Raw genomic sequence first — 18,904 nt, 5'->3', positions numbered from 1 at the left:
CCTCTCGTATGGTCCCTCCCTGCGGCTCAGGCCTTGCGGGTGTCCTTGCGGTACAGCCAGGCGGCCGCGCCCGCGAAGAGGACCAGATACGCGGCCAGGAGCGCGACGTCCTTGGTGTGCGGCGCGCCGCCCAGCTCGATCGCCTGGCCGAGCGCGGCATAGGCGTGGGTGGGCAGGTAGTCGGATATGTGCTGAAGCCACTGGGGGTAGGAGGTCGTCGGGCTCCACAGCCCGCCGAGAATCGAGAGCCCGAAGTAGATGATCATCGTCAGGGGGCGTACGGCGTCGCCGGACGCGAGATAGCCGATGGCCACGCCCAGCGCGGCGAACACCAGGGAGCCCGCCCAGATCACGCCGGTCAGGGCGAACCACTGCCACGCGGCGTCGAACCGCACGTCCTTGGCCGCCGCGGCCACGACGAAGACGACCACGATCGCCGGGAGAGTGGCGACCGCCGCCGAGGCGATCTTGGCCAGCACATAGCCGCGCCCGGGCAGCGAGGTCAGCCGCAGCTGCCGCACCCAGCCCGATTCGCGCTCCTTGGCTATGCGCTCGCTGTTGCCCATCAGCACGGCGGTCAGCGAGCCGAAGGAGGCCATCGCGACCATGTAGTACAGCGGCATCGTCAGATGGGTGTTGGACACCAGGGAGGTGGTGTCGCTGGTACCCGCGATCATCAGGAACAGCGCCGAGGGGTAGATGATCGTGAAGAACATGAACTTCCGGTTGCGCAGGGCGCGCAGGATCTCCAGCTTGATCAGGGTGGTCATCGTGCCGCCTCCTCAGCGGTCGCGGCGTCGGTGATGGCGAGGAACGCCTGCTCCAGGCCGAGGCCCGCGACCTCGATGCCGCGCGGATACACCCCGAGGCCGTAGAGCGCGTGGACCGTCGCGTCGGCGTCGCTGGACCGCATCCGGACCGTGCGCCCCGATATCTCGATCCCGGTCAGGCAGGGCAGTGCGCGCAGCGCCGCCTCATCGGCCGGCTCGTCGAGCTCGAAGGCGATCCGCCGGGCCCCGGCCATCGCCTTGATCTCGGCGGACGAGCCGTCGGCGAGCACCCTCCCGCGGTGCAGCACGATCACGCGGTCGGCGATCGTGTCGGCCTCTTCGAGGTAGTGGGTGGCGAAGAGGATGGTGCGCCCCTGCCGCGCCTGTGCCCGCATCGCGGCCCAGAAGGTCTGCCGGGACGAGACGTCCATGCCGGTGGTCGGCTCGTCCAGCACAATCAGATCGGAGGCGCCCGCGGTGGCGAGCGCGAAGCGCACCCGCTGCTCCTGGCCGCCGGAGAGCTTGTTCACCTTACGGTCGGCGATCTCCGTGATCCCCGCCTGCTCCAGCACCTGCCGCACCGGGTGGGCCCGGGGGTGCAGATCGCAGGCCAGCCGCACCAGCTCCTGGACCGTGACGTCCTCCATCAGGCCGCCGCTCTGAAGCATCGCGCCCACCCGGCCGCCCTCGATCGCCTGGCGCGGGCTGGTGCCGAACAGCCGGACCGCGCCGGAGTCGGGGGTGCGCAGCCCCAGCAGCAGATCGAGGGTGGAGGACTTCCCCGCGCCGTTGGGCCCGAGCAGCGCGACGGTCTCGCCCTCGTGCAGCGTGAGGTCCAGGTCGGCCACGGCGCGCACGCTGCCGTAGCTCTTGTTCACCTTGTCGAAGGCGACCACCGGCGCGGACGCCGGGGCGCCGCCGGACGCGGTGGCCTGGCCGGAAGCGGACTGAGCGGTTGTTGCGGTCATGGCCCAAGCTTCGCCCGGAGCGATGGCTTCCCGGCAGTGTCTGCGGTCGTGGGCTCGGCATGACAGATGTCATGGTCCGGGCCGGGCACGCCGCGGCCCCCGCCCGATGCCGGACGGGGGCCGTACGCGCTTCGCTCACTTGGTCGCGATGATGCCGATCCGCTCGGCCGGGGTCTTGCCCTGGAGCGCCTTGCCCAGCGCGACCGCGACATCGGTCGGGGCGACGGGCTGCTTGCTGCCGTTGCCGCGCTCGATGAGGACGCCGTCGAAGAAGCCGCCGTACAGCTCCTTCAGGGCCTTCAGGTCGTAGTGCTCCACCAGCTTGCCGTCCACCACCTTCATGGACAGGACCTTCCACAGGGAGTTCTGCGGGCTCAGCGGAAGCGAGTGCGCCGGGTCCGTCTGGACCTTGACGAACTCCGACATCGCGGGCTGGGCGAAGGTCCGCATCTTCCGGTCGACCTCGGCGTTGCTGATCTGCGGCTGCTTGGTGACGACGGGCAGGGTGATGACCTTGTTCTCACCCGTGGCGGCCCGCTGCCGGAACGCCTCGTCCACCGCCGCGACCGCCTTGTCGACGTCCAGCCCCTTGCCTGCCTTGCCGTACACCGCGACGGCCTTGCCGGGCTTGAACTCGATGGTGCCCTCGCGCGCCGTGCCCGAGGTGCCCGCGAGCCGCTCCAGGGCGTCCTTGAGCTTCTCCTCGTCGATCGTGACGACCGGCTCGGCCTCATGGGTGCCGCCGAACAGCGAGCCGACCACGGTGACGGGGTTGTAGTCGCGGCCCGCGACGCCGCGGACCGTGGCCTCGGTGTCCAGCGTCAGGCCGGCCACGGATGGCTTGATCTCCTTCTGCTGGCCGTCGACCGACACCTTCAGCGGGGCGGTGGTACGGCCCGACAGGGCGGTGTCGAGCTTCTGGACGGCCGTCGCCTTGGAGGTGCCGCCGATGTCGACGCCCAGCACGGTGGTGCCGTTCGGGACGTCGGCGTGGTTCATCACCAGGCCCGCGCCGTACGCGACGCCGCCGATGAAGACGAGCGCGCCCACCACCAGGACCAGCTTGGAGCGCCCCTTCTTCTTGGGGCGGGCGGCCGCCGGGGCCGCGGGCGGCTTCGGGCCGCTCGGCGGGGCGGTCCCCTCGTCGGGCGTGGGGGGCGAGGCCGCGCCGCTCGGGGCGGACGGGAACGGCGAGCCCGGCCCCTTCGCAGCGGGCGGGACCACGGGGATGCCGCTGACCAGCGTCTCCCCGGAGGCCTGGTCGGCCGGCACGCCCCCACTGGGGGTCGGGTCCGGGTCGCGGAACAGCGGCGGCGCCGTGTCCGTCTGAGCGCCCGGCTTGCCGCCGGGGCCGCCGAACGGCCCGGCGGGCGCCACGGGGCTCGTGCCGGTGGTGGCGCCGAGGCTGCCGGACAGCGGCGAGCCGTTCGGCGGGGTGGGCGGCTGGGCGGCGAGCCCGGCGCCGCCCAGCGGCGGCCGGGTGGCGCCCGAAGGCCGGGGCAGCCGCATGTCGCCGGTGACCGGGCCGGTCGTCGGGCCGCTGGGCTCCGGCACCCCGGAGAAGCCGCCCGGCGGGGTGTCGGTGAAGTACGGCAGGTCGGCGCCCGGCCCGCCGCCCAGCGAGGGGGCGGGGAACTGCTGCGTGGTCTCGGGAGCCGAAAAATCGACGGCCGGGAAGTCGGGGCCCGAGAAGTCGGGGCCCGAGAAGTCGGCCGCCGAGAAGTCGGGCGCCGGGAACTGCTGGGTGGTCTCCGGAGCGGCGGCCGCCGCCCCGAACGGCTCGGCCACGGAGGGCCCGGGGGCCGGGGGCGTGGCGGCCGGCGGCACCGGGGGCTTGGGCGAGCTGCCCGTCGTCGACCCGCCGCCCTTGCCCTTGCGGGGCGCGAACCAGTCGCTGGTCCGGTCCTCCTTCTTCTTCTCGGCCCTGTTCGCCGAGTGTTCTCCGTGTTCTCCGCGCACCGGCAGGGGCGGGCGCGGGCCGTCCGCCGGGGCGGCGTCGGGCCCGGGCTGGTCGTCGGCGCCCTCGGGGTCGTCGGCGGAGCGCTGGTTCGGCACGCCCTCCTCGCCGACCGGTGTGCGCATGACCACCGGGGGGATGGGCCGCGACCCGGGGATGTTGATCCTGATCCGGGTCGTCAGTGTGGTCTCGGTCTTCGGCTCCTCCGGCCTGGCCGCGGCACGCGCCTCGCCGTCTCCGGAACCGCCCTCCTGGGCATCCTGCGACGGGTACTGGCGGGATCCGTACGGCGGAGTGCCGGACGGGTACGCGGCGGCGCCACTGCCCTTCCGGGTCCCGGAGGACGAACTGTCAGATTCACGGCTCAAAGCAGGTTCTCCCAGTTAGCTCCGCCGCCCGTCAGACTCGCGCGGGCGGCTCGGCGGCGGCACCACCTTACTGGGCCCCGCGGACATGCACTTGACGACCGCTGCGACAGCGCGGCCCGCGCACCGGCGGGCACCGCCCGCCGCCCTGGCAAAGGCCCCGGCGAAACGTGACGTCACTTAACAAGTCGGGCCGGGCCTCTGCCCGGTTGCGACACCTTCGGGATCGTGGCGCACATCACACCCGCGAACATTCCGCCCAGCAGGAAGACATAGGAACCCAGTCCGGCCCCGAACAGGAAGTCCCCCTCGGGCCGGGCCGCGGTGAGAAACAACACGGCGATCACCCAGGCGCCGGCCGGCACCACCCCGCCCAGCCGGGCGTCCATCGCCTTGACCCCGCCGACGCACAGCGCGCCGATCCCGAGCAGCGCGAGCAGCAACCCGCCGGGGAACCAGGCCGCTTGGACCAGCGCGCCCGCGGCGGCGACCAGCACCCCGAGAACCCCGAGCCCCACATACCCCGCCAGGCGCACGGCCGTCATGCCGGCACCCCCGCGAACAGGTCGTCCTCGCGGCCGCGCGCCGGGTCCGCCGCCACGGCCGCCCGCCCCCCGACGAGCAGATAGTGCTCCGTGGCGAACAGCGGCTGCCCCAGATCGTTCGAGAGCGCGAAGAAGGGCTCGTCCACCACGATCTGGGTGGCGTGGGCGCGCATGGCCTCCGCCTTCGCCCCGGCGTACGCGGCGCCGTCCACGGTCGTGGTCACCCGCGCGTCGTCGACCACCCCCGGCACGTCCTCGGCCGAGGCGGTCCGCGGGAAGGGGGCCTCCGCTCCCGCGGCGCGCAGCCGGGCGAAGCCCTCCTCGAGCTCCGAACGCGGGACGCAGTTCCAGTAGATCTTGTCGATCTCGTGCGGGTTGCCGAGATCCCGGCGGTAGACCGGCTCGGCGGCGAGCTCCGCCGCGCGCATGGCGACGCGGTGCGCCTGGATGTGGTCGGGGTGGCCGTAGCCCCCGTGCGGGTCATAGGTGACCAGGACCTGCGGGCGCACCTCGCGGACCACCTCGACCAGGTGCGCGGCCGCCTCGTCCACCTCCGCCCGCCAGAAGCACTCCGGGCGGGCGTTCTGCGGGGCGCCCATCATCCCGGAGTCGCGATACCGGCCCGGTCCGCCCAGAAAGCGGTGATCGCTGACCCCCAACGCCTTCATGGCCACGGCGAGTTCGCCGATCCGGTGCGGGCCGAGCGCATCGTCGCGATCGGCGGCCAGCTGCGCCAGGGCGGGCGGGATGATCTCGCCCTCCTCGCCGAGCGTGCAGGTCACCAGCGTGACATGAGCACCCTCGGCGGCGTACTTGGCCATGGACGCGCCGTTGTTGATCGACTCGTCATCCGGATGTGCGTGTACCAGGAGCAGGCGTCGGGCGGGAAGGACCGGGGTCATGGGCACAGCCTACGAGCCCCCTGGGGGAGGATCGTGGGTCACCCGCGGATCAGAGGTCGACATCTCCGATCATGTTCGCCACGTTCGTCGTGAGGTCGTCGATCGTCGGGGCGATCGACGAACTGGCGAGGTAGAAGCCGAGCAGCACACAGACAAGCGCGTGCGCCGACTTCAGCCCAGCCTTCTGGACGAGCATGAAGACGACGATCAGCAACAGCACGACCAACGAAATCGAGAGCGCCACAGCGGCTCACCTCCAGGTACACGCGCTCGAACGGACAACATATTCATGCCACAGGGGGCCTACCCACTATGCGCAATCGATCATAACTATGGGCCCGTGCGCACGACTCGGTGCACGGGAGCATGACAGGGGCGCATGCCTGTTCGCACGATCGCCCTCGTCATCAGGCCTGATTCTCGCCACATTCGGTGAGTTGATCTTCTCGGGCGTCGCGGGACGAACATGCCCCCGGCAACCCGGCCCGGGCCGTACGCTCGGCCCATGACCGGACAGCTCTCCTTCCCCCGGCAGCACGCCCGCACCCAGCGCTTCACCCTCGGTGCGCCGCGCGCCTTCGCCGTGGCCCCCGACGACTCGCGCGTGACGTTCCTGCGCTCCCGCTCGGGCACCGACCGGGCCAACCTCCTGTGGGTGTACGACCTCGAAGAGCGGCGGGAGTACCCGGCCGCGGACCCCGCCGCCCTGCTCGGCGGCGCCGACGAGGAGTTGTCCGCCGAGGAGCGGGCGCGCCGCGAGCGCAGCCGGGAGGGCTCGGCGGGCGTTATCGGTTACGCCACCGACCTGGCCGTCGAATTGGCCGCTTTCGCACTCTCCGGACGGCTGTTCGCCACCGAGTTGCGCGCCGGCGTGACCCGTCGACTCCCCACGCCCGGACCGGTGATCGACCCGCGCCCGTCGCCCGACGGACGCCACATCGCCTATGTGGCGCAGGGCGCGCTGCGCGTAACGGACGCCGACGGCAGCGCCGGGGGCACCGAGGGCGCCGGCGACCGGGCGCTGGCCCTGCCGGAGGGCGACACCGTCACCTATGGGCTCGCGGAGTTCATCGCCGCCGAGGAGACACAGCGCTCGCGCGGCTTCTGGTGGTCGCCCGACAGCGACGCCCTGCTGGTCGCCCGGGTCGACGACGCGCCCGTGAGGCGCTGGTGGATCGCCGACCCCGCGCACCCCGACCGGGAGCCCGCCGAGGTCGCCTACCCGGCCGCGGGCACCGACAACGCCGAGGTGCGGCTGGTGCTGCTGGGCCTGGACGGGTCCCGTACGGAGGTCGAGTGGGACCGGCAGCGCTATCCGTACCTCGCCCAGGTGCACTGGTCCGCGTACGGCCCGCCGCTGCTGCTCGTCCAGGCCCGCGACCAGCGCAGCCAGCTCTATCTGGCCGTGGATCCCGATTCCGGGCGCACCCGCACCGTCCATGTGGACGAGGACCCGGTCTGGCTTGATCTTTTCCCTGGTGTACCGGCCTGGACCCCGGACGGACGGCTGGTCCGCATCGCTGACGAGGGCGGCGCCCGCGTCCTGATGGTCGGCGACCGCAAGCTCACCTCGGGCGCGCTGCACGTCCGGGCGGTCCTCGACATCGGCGAGGAGGACGTCCTCTTCTCCGCCTCCCCGGGCGCGGACGCCGACCTGCCCGAGCGGCCCGGCGAGATCGGTGTCTTCCGCGCCTGGTACCGCGGCAGCGGGGACCAGGGCGGCTGGGAGGCGGTCGGCAAGCGGCCCTTCCCGGCCATGCACTCCGCCGTGCGCGGCGGCGAGGTGATCGTCCTGTCGTACGCCGAGCCGGAGCGGCCCGGCGCCACGGTCGAGGTGGTCCGTCCCGCCGCCGACGGCTCGGCGGAGCCGCTCGCGGAGATCGCCTCGTACGCGGAGCGGCCCGTCATCACCGCCCGCCCGCACCTGGTCTTCGCGGGCGAGCGCGACATCCCGTGCGCCGTGCTGCTGCCGGCCGGCCACACCGCGGACGACGGCCCGCTGCCCGTCCTCATGGACCCCTACGGCGGCCCGCACGGCCAGCGTGTACTGGCCGCCCACAACCCCCACCTGACCTCGCAGTGGTTCGCCGACCAGGGGTTCGCGGTGATCGTCGCCGACGGCCGCGGCACGCCCGGCCGCTCCCCCGCCTGGGAGAAGGCCGTCCGCGACGACCTGGCGGAGGTGACGCTGCGGGACCAGGTCGACGCGTTGCGGGCGCTCGCCGAGCGCTATCCGCTGGATCTCTCCCGCGTGGCCATCCGCGGCTGGTCGTACGGCGGCTATCTCGCCGCGCTGGCGGTGCTGCGCCGCCCCGACGTCTTCCACGCGGGCATCGTGGGCGCCCCCGTCACCGATCTGCGGCTGTACGACACCCACTACACCGAGCGGTACCTGGGCCACCCGGACGAGCAGCCGGCGGTCTACGCCGCGAACTCGCTGGTGACGGACGAGGGGCTGTCCGGCGCGGCGGACCCGCACCGCCCGATGATGATCATCCACGGCCTGGCGGACGACAATGTGGTCGCCGCGCACACCCTGCGGCTGTCCTCCGCGCTGCTCGCGGCCGGCCGCCCCCATGAGGTGCTGCCGCTGTCCGGCGTGACCCATATGACGCCGCAGGAACAGGTCGCCGAGAACCTGCTCCTGCTCCAGGTGGACTTCCTGAGGCGGTCGCTGGGCGCGAGCTGAGCCTTCCTACCAGCCCGGCGGGGGCGGAGGCGGAGGCTGGGGCGAGGAGGGCGGGGGCGGGACCGTGGGCGGCGGCGGGACCGTGGGCGGGGTCGCGGGCGGCGGGGGCGGAGCCGTCGGCGGGGACGACGGGTAGCCGTAGCCGCCGGGCGCGCTGCCGCCGGACGCGCTGCCGTAGGCGCCGTAGCCGCCGGTCGCGTCGCCGTACCCCCCGGGCGCGGCACCGTAGCCGCCGTAGCCCCCGTACGGCGGCGCGGGCCGGCCCCATCCGGTGAGCGGTTCGTCGTCCGTGGCGACGCCGCGCTGCGCCAGGGCGATCAGCGCGACCAGGCCGACCAGTACCTCGAAGAACGCGGTGAGCACGCCGAGCACGACCACGGTCGGCACCTCGTCGAGGTGCTCGACGACCTTGACCTTGATGTACACCGAGACCTCGGCGATCCCGCTGCCCAGCACCAGCGCCGCCGCCGTCATCCCCAGCGGCCGGGCCAGCGGCGCCCGGCCGAGCGCCGCGAAGGCGGCGGCCAGGGCCAGCGCCACCACCGTCCACGACGCCCAGGCACTGGGGGGCGAGAGCAGCGTGGAGATCGTGTGCTCGCCGGAGAGTAGGTACTTGTAGTTGTCCCAGCCCCGCTTCTGGGCCCAGTAGATCTGCCAGGCGCCGCCGACGACCGCGACGGCTCCCAGGAACAGCGCGGCCGTCACGGCGACCGCGGGCGTCGGCCGGGCGGGCGGCCGGTCGGCGGGCGAGACGGCGTGGTCGGGGACGGCCGCATCGGCCGGGCGCCGGGCGGCGGCCACGACGGCCAGCAGGAGGCCGCCCAGCACAACGGCCGCCCACACGCTGAGCTGCGCGCGGGTCTTCAGCCCGCCGGGGATGCCCTGCATCCAGTCGGCCTGCAGATTCCACAGGCTGGGCAGGCGCAGCACGACCGTCGCGACGGCGGCCGAGGCCAGCGCCCCGGCGGCGGCCGACGAGCGCAGCGCCGTGATGCCGACGGCCGCATAGACGGCCAGCAGGACCACGTCGACGAGGGACGAGCCGAGGAGCCCGTACGGAATCCCGGAGCTCCAGGCCCACCACACGTCACTGGCCTTCTCGGCCTTGTCCAAGTCCCGGATGATCCACGCCAGTGAGATCAGTCCGAGCGCTGCGCAGACCAGTGCGCCGAAGGTGCGCGCGCCGAAGGTGCGCGCGCCGCGGTTGAGTATGCGTCCCTGCCCCATGGCTGTAGGTTTGCCCCGCCCCGGCGCCGGATCAACCGTCGAGGCGCCACCAATGTGCCGACAGTGTGGCGAAGGTGTGCCGACATGGGTGACCGGCCGGGGCGACATGGCGCGCCCCGGCCGGTCTACGGCACCCGCACGGCCGTACGCAGTTCAGCCTGACGCGTCCGTATATCGGTATCGCGTCAGTCAAGTTGCTTGCGTGTTAACGCGTTTGATGTGTGTTGCTCACTCTTTGTCGCCGACGGACGATCTCTGTCAAGCACGCCGGGACCTCGATCTGCAAAATGTTCGCTCAAGACTGCCCGGTGGGTGCCTTCCGCTTCCGCTGGCCCCTTGACTGCGCTGCGAATCGGTTGCGAAAGTCCGCTCATCCCGAGACGCGCACGACCACCGGCGGCCGGGCTGCGACATGACGCGAGTAGACCAGCGCGAAAAGACACAGCGAACAGTCCGGGGGGCGTTACGCGATGACGAGTCCTTCCCAGGCCGCGGCGGCCGGGGCGAACGCGCCCCCGCCCGGCCCGGATGCCGCCCCGGCGGCCGAAGTCGGCAAGGGGGGCGCGCCGTTGGTGGGGCGCTCGCCCGGCCAGCTGATGTGGCGGCGCTTCAAACGCGACAAGACAGGCGTGATTTCGGCCTACATCGTGATCTTCTTCTTTGTGATCGCGTTACTCGCGCCCCTGATCGCCTGGCTGTACGGCAAGAACCCGTACACCACCTACGGACTCGACAGGCCCGGGCTGCTCAACGAGTTCTACTACCCCATCAAGCCCAACGGGGGCATCGACGGCGAGTTCTGGTTCGGCCTCCAGCCGCAGCTCGGCCGGGATGTGTTCACCCAACTCCTGTACGGCATACGGACCTCGCTGCTGATCGCGGTCGCCGTCACCATCCTGTGCACCCTCACCGGCATCCTCGTCGGCGTCACGGCCGGCTATATGGGCGGCAGGACCGACTACTTCCTGGGCCGCTTCATCGATCTGCTCCTCGCCTTCCCGGCGCAGCTCTCCTTCGTGGCGTTCACCCCGGTCGTCTACTCGCTCTTCGTCAACCCGGAGAAGGAGACGCCCACTTATCTGCGCGTGATCACGCTGATCCTGGTCCAGTGGGCGCTGGGCTGGATGGGCCTGGCGCGGCTGCTGCGGGGTCAGGTGCTCAGCCTGCGCGAGCGGGAGTTCGTGGAGGCCGCGAAGGTGACCGGCGCCTCCCCGTGGCGGATCATCAGCAAGGAGCTGCTGCCCAATCTGTGGACGCCGATCCTCGTGCAGTCGACGCTGATGCTGCCGACCTTCGTGACCGCCGAGGCCGGGCTCTCCTTCCTCGGAGTCGGGCTCGTCGAGCCGACTCCCGACTGGGGCCGGATGTTCGCCACCGGCGCCAGGCACTACCAGAACGACATCACGTACATGTTCTTCCCGGGCGTGGCCATGGTGATCTTCGTGGTGGCCTTCAACCTGCTCGGGGACTCGGTCCGGGACGCATTCGATCCGAAGACTAAGCGCTAGGCAGGTGCAACGACACATGACCTCATCTCAACGGGGCAGAGGGCGGCTGGCGGCCGTCTCTCTGGCGATCGGGGCCCTCGTGCTCTCCGCCTGTAGCAGCGGCGGGGGCGGCGAAGAGGATCCCGTCGAGAACAAGCCGGACAAGGCCAGGGCCGAGAACTACTCGCTCGGCACCGCGGCCGACTCCACCGGCCCGGCCGCCGAGGTGCCCGGCGCGAAGAAGGGCGGGACGGTCAACGTCCTCCAGCGCGACGCCTTCACGTATCTCGACCCGGCGCAGATCTACTACGCCGACATGCTGACCGTCCAGATGCTCTACAACCGGTCGCTGACCACCTACAAGGTCGACGACAAGGGCCAGGTGAAGCTGGTCGGCGACCTCGCCACCGACACCGGCAAGTCCTCGGACAGCGGCAAGACCTGGACGTACACGCTCAAGGACAACCTCAAGTTCGAGGACGGGTCCCCGATCACCTCGGCCGATGTCCGGCAGTCCGTCGAGCGGCTCTACTCCAAGTGGGCGACCGACGGACCGCTGTACATCCCGCAGTGGCTCTCGGGTGAGGGCCAGTCCTTCCGGAAGGCGCTGCCCGACGGGCCGTACAAGGGCAAGCACCTGCCCAAGGACGTGCTGGACACGCCCGACGACAAGACGGTGATCTTCCACTTCAAGGAGCCGCACGCGGACACGCCGTACGCGGTCGGCATGCCGAACATCGGCGCGGTGCCCTCCGACGGCAAGAAGGACACCGCCGAGAAGTACACCAACCACCCGGTCTCCTCGGGCCCGTACAAGATCGAGAAGCTCAACCCGGACAAGTCGCTGACCCTGGTGCGCAACGACCAGTGGGACCCGAAGACGGACGCGGTCCGCCACCAGTACCCGGAGAAGTTCGACATCCGCTTCGGCGTCCAGGAGCCCGAGTCCGCCCGCCGGCTGCTGGCCGACCGGGGCAGCGACAAGCAGACGATGTCCTTCACCAACGCGGTCACCGTCGAGTCCGCCCAGGAAGTGGCCAAGGACGCGGGGGCCAAGGCGCGCACCTTCCTCGAGGTGCAGCCGTACGTCGACTACATGGCCATCAACATGGACCGGATCAAGGACAAGAAGGTCCGGCAGGCCCTCGCCTACGCCATGCCCAACGACCAGATCCTCGGCCAGTTCGGCGGCAAGCGGGCCGGACAGGTCGCGGGCAACCTGCTCGCTCCCTCGCTCGCCGGGTGGAAGGAATTCGACCCCTTCGGCAAGACGAAGAAGGGGAACGAGGGCGGCGACACCAAGAAGGCCAAGGAGCTGCTGAAGGAGGCGGGCAAGGAGGGTCAGGAGATCGTCTACGCCTACCCCAACACCACCGAGTACCAGAACGTCTCCGTGGTCGTCGCCAAGGCTCTGGCGGCGGCCGGGTTCAAGGTGCAGAAGAAGGAGATCGACTCCAACAACTACTCCACCGAGATCTCCAAGATCGACAACGGCTTCGACATCTACCGGGCCTCCTGGGGCGCCGACTGGCCGGTCGGCTCGACCGTGATCCCGCCGCTGTTCGACAGCAAGGCCGTCGCCGACGGTTCGCAGAACTACTGGCACCTCAAGAACAGCGAGGTCGACTCCGAGATCGCCCGCATCCTGAAGATCACGGACGTGGAGAAGGCGTCGGGTGAGTGGGTCACGCTGGCCAACAAGATCCTCACCGACGATGTGCCGGCCGTCCCGCTCTTCTACAACCGCCAGTGGAGCATCTGGGGTTCGGGGCTCGGCGGCGTCAAATACCAGCCGGTATATGGAACCGCGGACCCGACCGGGGTGTATGTGAAGTAGCACTACCGCGATCGCCACGCGGCTCCGCCGCGTGATCACCGCACCAGCCCCAGGGCGCGCTGTCCGTCACCCTCCGCGGGTGGCGGACGGCGCTGCCCCTCCGACCCGCCCTGGTCGCCCAAGGCGCCCGTACCGGAAGACCCGCGACGCCATGCTTCGTTTCCTCGTACGCCGCTCCCTCGGCGCGATCGTCATCATCCTGCTGATCAGCGCGATCACGTTCTTCCTCTTCTTCGCGCTGCCCTCCGAACCGGCGCAGCTGGCCTGCGGGAAGAACTGCGGCCCGGACGCCATCGCCCTCATCAACAAGAACCTGGGCCTCGACCAGCCGGTCCCGGTCCAGTACTGGCACTATCTGGTCGGCATCTTCGCCGGCCGGGACTTCGAGGTCGGCCACTGCCCGGCCCCCTGTTTCGGGTACTCCTTCACCAACTCCCAGCCGGTCTGGGAGACCATCATGGACCGCTACCCGACCACGCTCTCGCTCGCCGTCGGCGGCGCCGCGGTCTTCCTGCTCATCGGGGTCTCCATCGGCATGATCGCCGCGGCCAAGCGGGGCACCTTCGCCGACAAGTTCTTCAGCTCCCTGTCGCTGATCGGCAACTCGCTCCAGATCTACTTCGTCGGCGTCATCGCGCTGTGGCTGCTGGTCGACACCTGGGGCCTGGTGGACCGGCCCGAGTACACCCCGTTCACCGATAATCCGGCCAAGTGGTTCAGCGGGCTGCTGCTGCCCTGGCTGGTGCTCTCCATCATCTTCATCGCCAACTACAGCCGTATGACGCGCTCCCAGATGGTCGAGCAGCTGGGCGAGGAGCATGTGCGCACCGCGCGCGCCAAGGGGATGTCGAGCCGTACGGTCTTCTTCCGCTACGCCTGGCGCGGCGCGATCGCCCCGATCGTCACCATCGTCGGCATCGACCTCGGCTCGCTGTTCGGCGGCGCGATGATCACGGAGTTCACCTTCACCCTGCACGGCCTGGGCCGGCTCGCCGTGGAGTCGGTGACCGAGAAGGACCTCCCGATGCTGATGGGCGTGATGCTCTTCAGCTGCACGGCGATCGTCATCGCCAACATCATCGTGGACGCGCTGTACGCCGTCATCGACCCGCGCGTGCGCCTCGCCTAGGAGTACGACCGACGTGACCACCCTGACCAAGTCCGAGGCCACCCCGGCCCCCGCCGCGGGCGACGCCTTCCTGTCCGTGCGCGACCTGTATGTGCGCTTCTCCACCGAGGACGGCGTCGTCAAGGCCGTGGACGGACTCTCCTTCGACCTCGAGCGCGGTCGCACCCTCGGCATCGTCGGCGAGTCCGGCTCCGGCAAGTCCGTCACCAACCTCGCCGTCCTCGGTCTGCACGACCCGCGCAACACCGAGATCCGCGGCGAGATCGTGCTCGACGGCCAGGAGCTGACCCGGGCGCCCGAGCGCGCGCTGGAGAAGCTGCGCGGCCACAAGATGGCGATGATCTTCCAGGACTCGCTCACCGCCCTCTCGCCCTATTACACGATCGGCCGCCAGATCGCCGAGCCCTACCGGAAGCACACCGGGGCCTCCAAGCGCGAGGCGTGGGGCCGCGCCATCGAGATGCTCGAGAAGGTCGGCATCCCCAACGCCAAGCTGCGCGTGCGCGACTATCCGCACCAGTTCTCCGGCGGTATGCGGCAGCGCGCGATGATCGCCATGGCCCTGGTCTGCGACCCCGATCTGCTCATCGCCGACGAGCCGACCACCGCCCTGGACGTCACCGTCCAGGCCCAGATCCTCGACCTGCTCAAGGATCTTCAGCAGGAGTTCGGCTCCGCGATCATCCTCATCACCCATGACCTGGGCGTGGTCGCCAACACCGCCGACGACCTGCTGGTGATGTACGCCGGCCGGGCCGTGGAGCGGGGCACGGTCCGCGAGGTGCTCCGCTCCCCCGGGCATCCGTACACCTGGGGGCTGCTGGGCTCCATGCCCCGCCTGAACTCCGCCGTCGACGAGCCGCTCAGCCCCATCCCCGGCGCCCCGCCCAGCCTCCTCGCCCCGCCCCCCGGCTGCCCCTTCCACCCGCGCTGCGCCTACCCCGAGGAGGTCGGCGGCGACCGGTGCGCCACCGAGCGCCCCTCGCTCCCGGACGGGCGGGGCGCGGCCTGCCATCTGGCCGCCGAGCGCAAACAGACCATCTTCATCGAGCAGATCAAGCCCCGGCTGGCCTAGGAGTCACGGACATGAGCAGCAACGCGTCGCCCGCGTCCGGGGAACCCCTCCTCGTCGCCGAGAAGCTGACCAAACACTTCCCGATCATGGGTGGCTTCCCCTTCAAGCGGAAGGTGGGCGCCGTCCAGGCGGTGGACGGCATCGACCTGACCGTGCGGGCGGGCGAGAGCTTCGGCCTGGTCGGCGAGTCCGGGTGCGGCAAGTCCACCACCGGCCGCCTGCTGACCCGGCTCCTGGAGCCCACCGCCGGGACCGTCACCTACCAGGGCCAGGACATCACCCACGCGGACCGAAAACAGCTCGCGCCGATCCGCTCCGAGATCCAGATGATCTTCCAGGACCCGTACTCCTCGCTGAACCCCCGGCAGACGGTGGGCGCGATCATCTCCGGGCCGATGGAGATCAACGGCATCAAGCCGCCGGGCGGCCACGAGGCCCGGGTGCGCGAGCTGCTGGAGATCGTCGGGCTGAGCCCCGAGCACTACAACCGCTTCCCCCACGAGTTCTCCGGCGGCCAGCGCCAGCGCATCGGCGTCGCCCGCGCGCTCGCCCTCGAACCCAAGCTCATCGTCGCCGACGAACCGGTCTCCGCGCTCGACGTCTCCATCCAGGCCCAGGTCGTCAACCTCCTCCAGGAGCTCCGCCGCGAGCTGGGCATCGCCTTCCTCTTCATCGCTCACGACCTGGCCGTGGTGCGCCACTTCTCGCAGCGCGTCGCGGTCATGTATCTCGGCAAGATCGTCGAGGTTGGCGACCGCGACTCCATCTACCTCCGCCCCCGCCACCCCTACACCCACGCCCTGCTGTCCGCGGTCCCCGAGGCGGTCCTGCTGGCCGAGGACGAGGGCGAGGGCGGCGGAGAGGCCGACGGCGCCGGGGCGAGCGCCACCCCCCGCCGCGAGCGCATCCGCCTCGCCGGCGACGTCCCCTCCCCCATCGACCCGCCTTCCGGCTGCCGCTTCCGCACCCGCTGCTGGAAGGCCCAGGACAAGTGCGCCCGCGAAGAGCCCCCGCTGATCCGCCTCGAAGGCAACCGCGAGGGCCATCTGTCCGCCTGCCACTTCCCCGAGGACCCGACCACCGAGGCCCGCGAGCAGGACGTCATCCTCGACCCGGCACTGATAGCGGCGGAGGACCTCCACAAGGGCTGAGCGAAATCGACCCAACGACTGACAGGGTGATGGACTTGCGTGAAAGTACCCAAACCGGCGGAGTGTCTGCCGTAAGCCGTCGCACGCTCCTCCGAACCGGAACAGGGTTAGCAGCCGCCGCGGCGAGCGGCGGCCTTTCCTTATTCGCGGCTGAATCGGCGTCCGCGACCGTCCCGACATCGCAGCGCTTCGTATTCGAGGGGGCCGGCGGCGATCCCGTGGTGCGGGCCACGCTTCACCAGCCTTACTGGGCGATGCAGTCCTTCGCCTTCGACCACGTCCACGGGCACATCTACTTCGTGCAGACCAAGGTCGGGAGCGCGAACGGCGACCTCTGGATGACCAGGACCGACCTGAGCGGCACGGTGCTGGGCGCCATGGCGCTCCACGGGTTCGACCACGGTTCGTCGATGGGGATCCAGCCGGACACGTCCGGCTCTCCGTATGTGTGGCTCGCGGGCGACTGGCGGAGCCTGTCCCCCGATACGGCCCCCAACAGCCACACGATCTGCCGCATCAAGTACAGCGACGGGGGCGTGCTCGACTACGCCGAGGACGCGGGGGTCTGGAAATTCCCGATCGGCCTCTCCGACTTCCGGGACTGTCCGAGACCGTCGATCGACCCCTACACCAACCGGCTGCTCGTCCGGTACATGGGGACGACGAGCCCCTGGCGCCTCGCGCTGTTCGACCTCCCCGCCGTCATCAACAAGGGCATCAGCGACACCACTCCCATCCTTGCCAAGCGCGCCCTCCCGACCAACGCGCAACTCGGTCTCTCCGACTCCGACCTCTTCCAGGGCGTGACCTCGTACGGCCAGTACGCGTACCTCTCCTACGGCGGCGCGCCCGCGACCCCCTCGGACCCGGCCGAGCCGTCCTACCTGGTCCGTCTCGACATGAACAAGACCGGGGGTTCGTTCGAGGAGGTGTACCGGACGAGAGCGGGCGAGTCGCTGCCCGGTCGCGAACCCCAGGGAATGGCGATCTGGCGATCGTCGGGCGGCCCGCGCCTCGCGTTCGGCTTCTCCAGCAAGATCAGTGGCAGTCCTGACCAGTTCCGGGCGACCGTCTTCTACAAGAGCGACCTCGCCGGGTAGATCGCCCGAACCGTAAGCCCGGCTGGTAGCGTCCGAGCGCGTGAACGACAGCGTGTACGTGGGCAACGCGGGCAAGGACGCCCCGCTGGACCGGGGATGGATCCTCGGTCACTTCAAGGACGCCGGCGATCCCCGCCACAGCGACGCCGTGGAGATCAAGTGGGGCATCCACCCGCCGGGTGACGAGCGGGCCCAATGGGTGCGGGGCGAGGAACGCACGGCTCTGCTGGTCCTCATCAGCGGCCGCTTCCGCGTCGAGCTGCCCGGCCGCAGCGTGCTCCTGGAACAGCAGGGCGACTACGTCGTGTGGGGCCACGGCGTCGACCACTCCTGGTTCGCGGAGGAGGAGTCGGTGGTGCTGACGGTCCGCTGGCCGTCCGTGCCCGGCTACGCGGTGGATGCGGCGGACACGGCGGACGCGGCGGAGCCGCGCGGCTGACCGTCAGACCTCGGCCGACCCCAGGACCAGCACCTGGATGGCCAGAACCGCGGCGCCGCGGGCCCAGTCGTGGAAGTCGGAGACCTTTGTTTCCAGGTTGACCGGGTCGGCCTGGGGGTGGCGGTTGGCGAGGATGGCGTCCTCCACCGCCGGGCCGGCCACATCGACCAGGCTCACCCCCTCACCCGCCAGCAGGATCTTCTGCGGCATCGCGAAGTTGGCGATCTGGGCCACGAGCGTGCCCAGGGCCCGGGCGGCCTCGTCCACGACACGGGCCGCCATGGGCTCGCCCTCGGCGGCGAGGGCGAGGATCTCCTCGTAGGTCATCTCACGGCCCGTCGCGGCCTGGAGTTGGTAGCGGATGCTGGGGATGGTGAGCAGGGAGATGGCGCTGCCCCGATCGCCAAAGGGGGTGAGCGGTCCGTAGGGGTTGACGATCCACCGCCGGCCCACGCCCGCACCGTCCTCCGAGGAGGCCACCCGCCTGCCGCCGACGACCAGCCCGTAGCCAAGACCCGCCCCGATGGTGAGCACCGCGAACCGCTCCAGGCCCCGCCCCGCGCCGAACCAGGTCTCGGCCTCCACCAGCGCCGCCACGTCGTTCTCGACGACCACCGGCAGCCCGGTGCGCTTCTCGACCAGTTCGGCCAGCGGCACATCCGCCCAGTCGAGGAAGGGCGAATCGACGACGGCGGAGCGGTCCCGGACGCTGCCTCCGACGCCGATGCCGATCCCCGCCAGGCGGGGAAACGCTCGAGCCGGCTCGTCCGTCATCTCATGCAGCAGGTCGGCCACCTCGGCGGGGTCGTGTGTGGTCAGCGGCCGTTCGTAACGGGCCACGACATCGCTGCGCAGGGTGGTGACGACCCCGTACACCCGGTCCCCGGTGATCTTGAACCCGAGGAAGTAGCGGGACTCGGGGATCACGTCCAAGGGCTGTGAGGGCCGCCCCTGCCGTACCTCCGCGAGCGTCGTGTCCTCGGCCGACTCGATCAGCAGACCCGACTCGATCAGCGGCTTGGTCAGCCGGGTGAGGCTGCCCGCCGAGAGGTTCAGCCGGCGGGCGATCTCGCTGCGTGACAGCGGGCCGTGCACCAGCACCTCGATCGCCACCGCGCGCTCACCGGGACTCAGCGGCGGCCAACTCGCCGCACCTGTCGTCATGAAGGTCGGACCCCCACAAGATTTTTTTCACCAAGGAAGTAATGGCGTCACTCTACGCCGAAGGATCCGGACACAGAACATGTTTGCACGGCTCTTGAC

General features: G+C 70.8%; 16 protein-coding genes. 8 read left to right on the top strand and 8 right to left on the bottom strand.

All coding sequences use genetic code 11. From position 1 onward, the window contains the following. Positions 1–26: 26 nt before the first annotated feature. The 6 genes from ABTY62_RS14295 to ABTY62_RS14270 form a co-directional block, all read right to left on the bottom strand. The gene (locus ABTY62_RS14295) at positions 27–770 is read right to left on the bottom strand and encodes an ABC transporter permease (protein ID WP_352129715.1); all 744 of its coding nucleotides are present in this window, start codon (positions 768–770) and stop codon (positions 27–29) included. Next, positions 767–1,738, bottom strand: coding sequence for an ABC transporter ATP-binding protein (locus tag ABTY62_RS14290; protein WP_352129714.1), 972 nt, complete (start codon positions 1,736–1,738; stop codon positions 767–769). Before ABTY62_RS14290 ends, ABTY62_RS14295 begins: the two co-directional genes overlap by 4 nt. Positions 1,739–1,873: 135 nt before the next feature. Beyond that, the gene (locus ABTY62_RS14285) at positions 1,874–4,063 is read right to left on the bottom strand and encodes a peptidoglycan binding domain-containing protein (RefSeq protein WP_352129713.1); all 2,190 of its coding nucleotides are present in this window, start codon (positions 4,061–4,063) and stop codon (positions 1,874–1,876) included. A gap of 173 nt (positions 4,064–4,236) precedes the next feature. Then, positions 4,237–4,605, bottom strand: coding sequence for a DUF6113 family protein (locus tag ABTY62_RS14280; protein WP_311727621.1), 369 nt, complete (start codon positions 4,603–4,605; stop codon positions 4,237–4,239). Beyond that, complete coding sequence (gene mshB, locus ABTY62_RS14275) at positions 4,602–5,507, bottom strand: N-acetyl-1-D-myo-inositol-2-amino-2-deoxy-alpha-D-glucopyranoside deacetylase (protein ID WP_352129712.1); 906 nt, start codon at positions 5,505–5,507, stop codon at positions 4,602–4,604. The genes ABTY62_RS14280 and mshB overlap by 4 nt, the downstream gene beginning before the upstream one ends. Positions 5,508–5,556: 49 nt before the next feature. Then, a complete protein-coding gene (locus ABTY62_RS14270) occupies positions 5,557–5,751 on the bottom strand; it encodes a hypothetical protein (RefSeq protein ID WP_311727619.1) in 195 nt (64 codons plus the stop codon). Between the two features lie 261 nt (positions 5,752–6,012). Here ABTY62_RS14270 and ABTY62_RS14265 point away from each other — a divergent pair, with 261 nt between their 5' ends. After that, the gene (locus ABTY62_RS14265; RefSeq protein ID WP_352129711.1) at positions 6,013–8,196 is read left to right on the top strand and encodes a S9 family peptidase; all 2,184 of its coding nucleotides are present in this window, start codon (positions 6,013–6,015) and stop codon (positions 8,194–8,196) included. 6 nt (positions 8,197–8,202) lie between these two features. Here the strand turns inward: ABTY62_RS14265 and ABTY62_RS14260 are convergent, their stop codons facing one another. Beyond that, positions 8,203–9,423, bottom strand: coding sequence for a hypothetical protein (locus ABTY62_RS14260; RefSeq protein WP_352129710.1), 1,221 nt, complete (start codon positions 9,421–9,423; stop codon positions 8,203–8,205). Positions 9,424–9,893: 470 nt separating this feature from the next. On the opposite strand from ABTY62_RS14260, the gene ABTY62_RS14255 reads away from it, so the two are divergent. The 7 genes from ABTY62_RS14255 (at position 9,894) to ABTY62_RS14225 (ending at position 17,641) form a co-directional block, all read left to right on the top strand. Then, on the top strand, positions 9,894–10,931 hold the full coding sequence (locus ABTY62_RS14255; protein ID WP_352129709.1) for an ABC transporter permease: 1,038 nt from the start codon (positions 9,894–9,896) through the stop codon (positions 10,929–10,931). A 16-nt stretch (positions 10,932–10,947) separates the two neighbouring features. After that, complete coding sequence (locus ABTY62_RS14250; protein WP_352129708.1) at positions 10,948–12,747, top strand: ABC transporter substrate-binding protein; 1,800 nt, start codon at positions 10,948–10,950, stop codon at positions 12,745–12,747. A 151-nt stretch (positions 12,748–12,898) separates the two neighbouring features. Next, positions 12,899–13,876 (top strand): ABC transporter permease, encoded by a 978-nt coding sequence (locus tag ABTY62_RS14245; RefSeq protein WP_352129707.1) that lies wholly within the window; start codon positions 12,899–12,901, stop codon positions 13,874–13,876. Positions 13,877–13,889: 13 nt separating this feature from the next. Beyond that, entirely contained in the window at positions 13,890–14,951 is a 1,062-nt protein-coding gene (locus ABTY62_RS14240) for an ABC transporter ATP-binding protein (protein WP_352129706.1), read from the top strand. 11 nt (positions 14,952–14,962) lie between these two features. Next, complete coding sequence (locus ABTY62_RS14235; RefSeq protein ID WP_352129705.1) at positions 14,963–16,102, top strand: ABC transporter ATP-binding protein; 1,140 nt, start codon at positions 14,963–14,965, stop codon at positions 16,100–16,102. A 221-nt stretch (positions 16,103–16,323) separates the two neighbouring features. Continuing rightward, the gene (locus ABTY62_RS14230) at positions 16,324–17,202 is read left to right on the top strand and encodes a phage baseplate protein (RefSeq protein ID WP_352129704.1); all 879 of its coding nucleotides are present in this window, start codon (positions 16,324–16,326) and stop codon (positions 17,200–17,202) included. 40 nt (positions 17,203–17,242) lie between these two features. Further along, positions 17,243–17,641 (top strand): cupin domain-containing protein, encoded by a 399-nt coding sequence (locus ABTY62_RS14225; RefSeq protein WP_352129703.1) that lies wholly within the window; start codon positions 17,243–17,245, stop codon positions 17,639–17,641. A gap of 3 nt (positions 17,642–17,644) precedes the next feature. Here the strand turns inward: ABTY62_RS14225 and ABTY62_RS14220 are convergent, their stop codons facing one another. Beyond that, positions 17,645–18,805, bottom strand: coding sequence for an ROK family protein (locus ABTY62_RS14220; RefSeq protein ID WP_352129702.1), 1,161 nt, complete (start codon positions 18,803–18,805; stop codon positions 17,645–17,647). Between the last annotated feature and the right edge of the window lie 99 nt (positions 18,806–18,904).

The organism is Streptomyces sp. NPDC097640, assembly GCF_040302705.1.
GTDB lineage: Bacteria > Actinomycetota > Actinomycetes > Streptomycetales > Streptomycetaceae > Streptomyces.
This window is presented reverse-complemented; position numbering and strand designations above follow the sequence as displayed.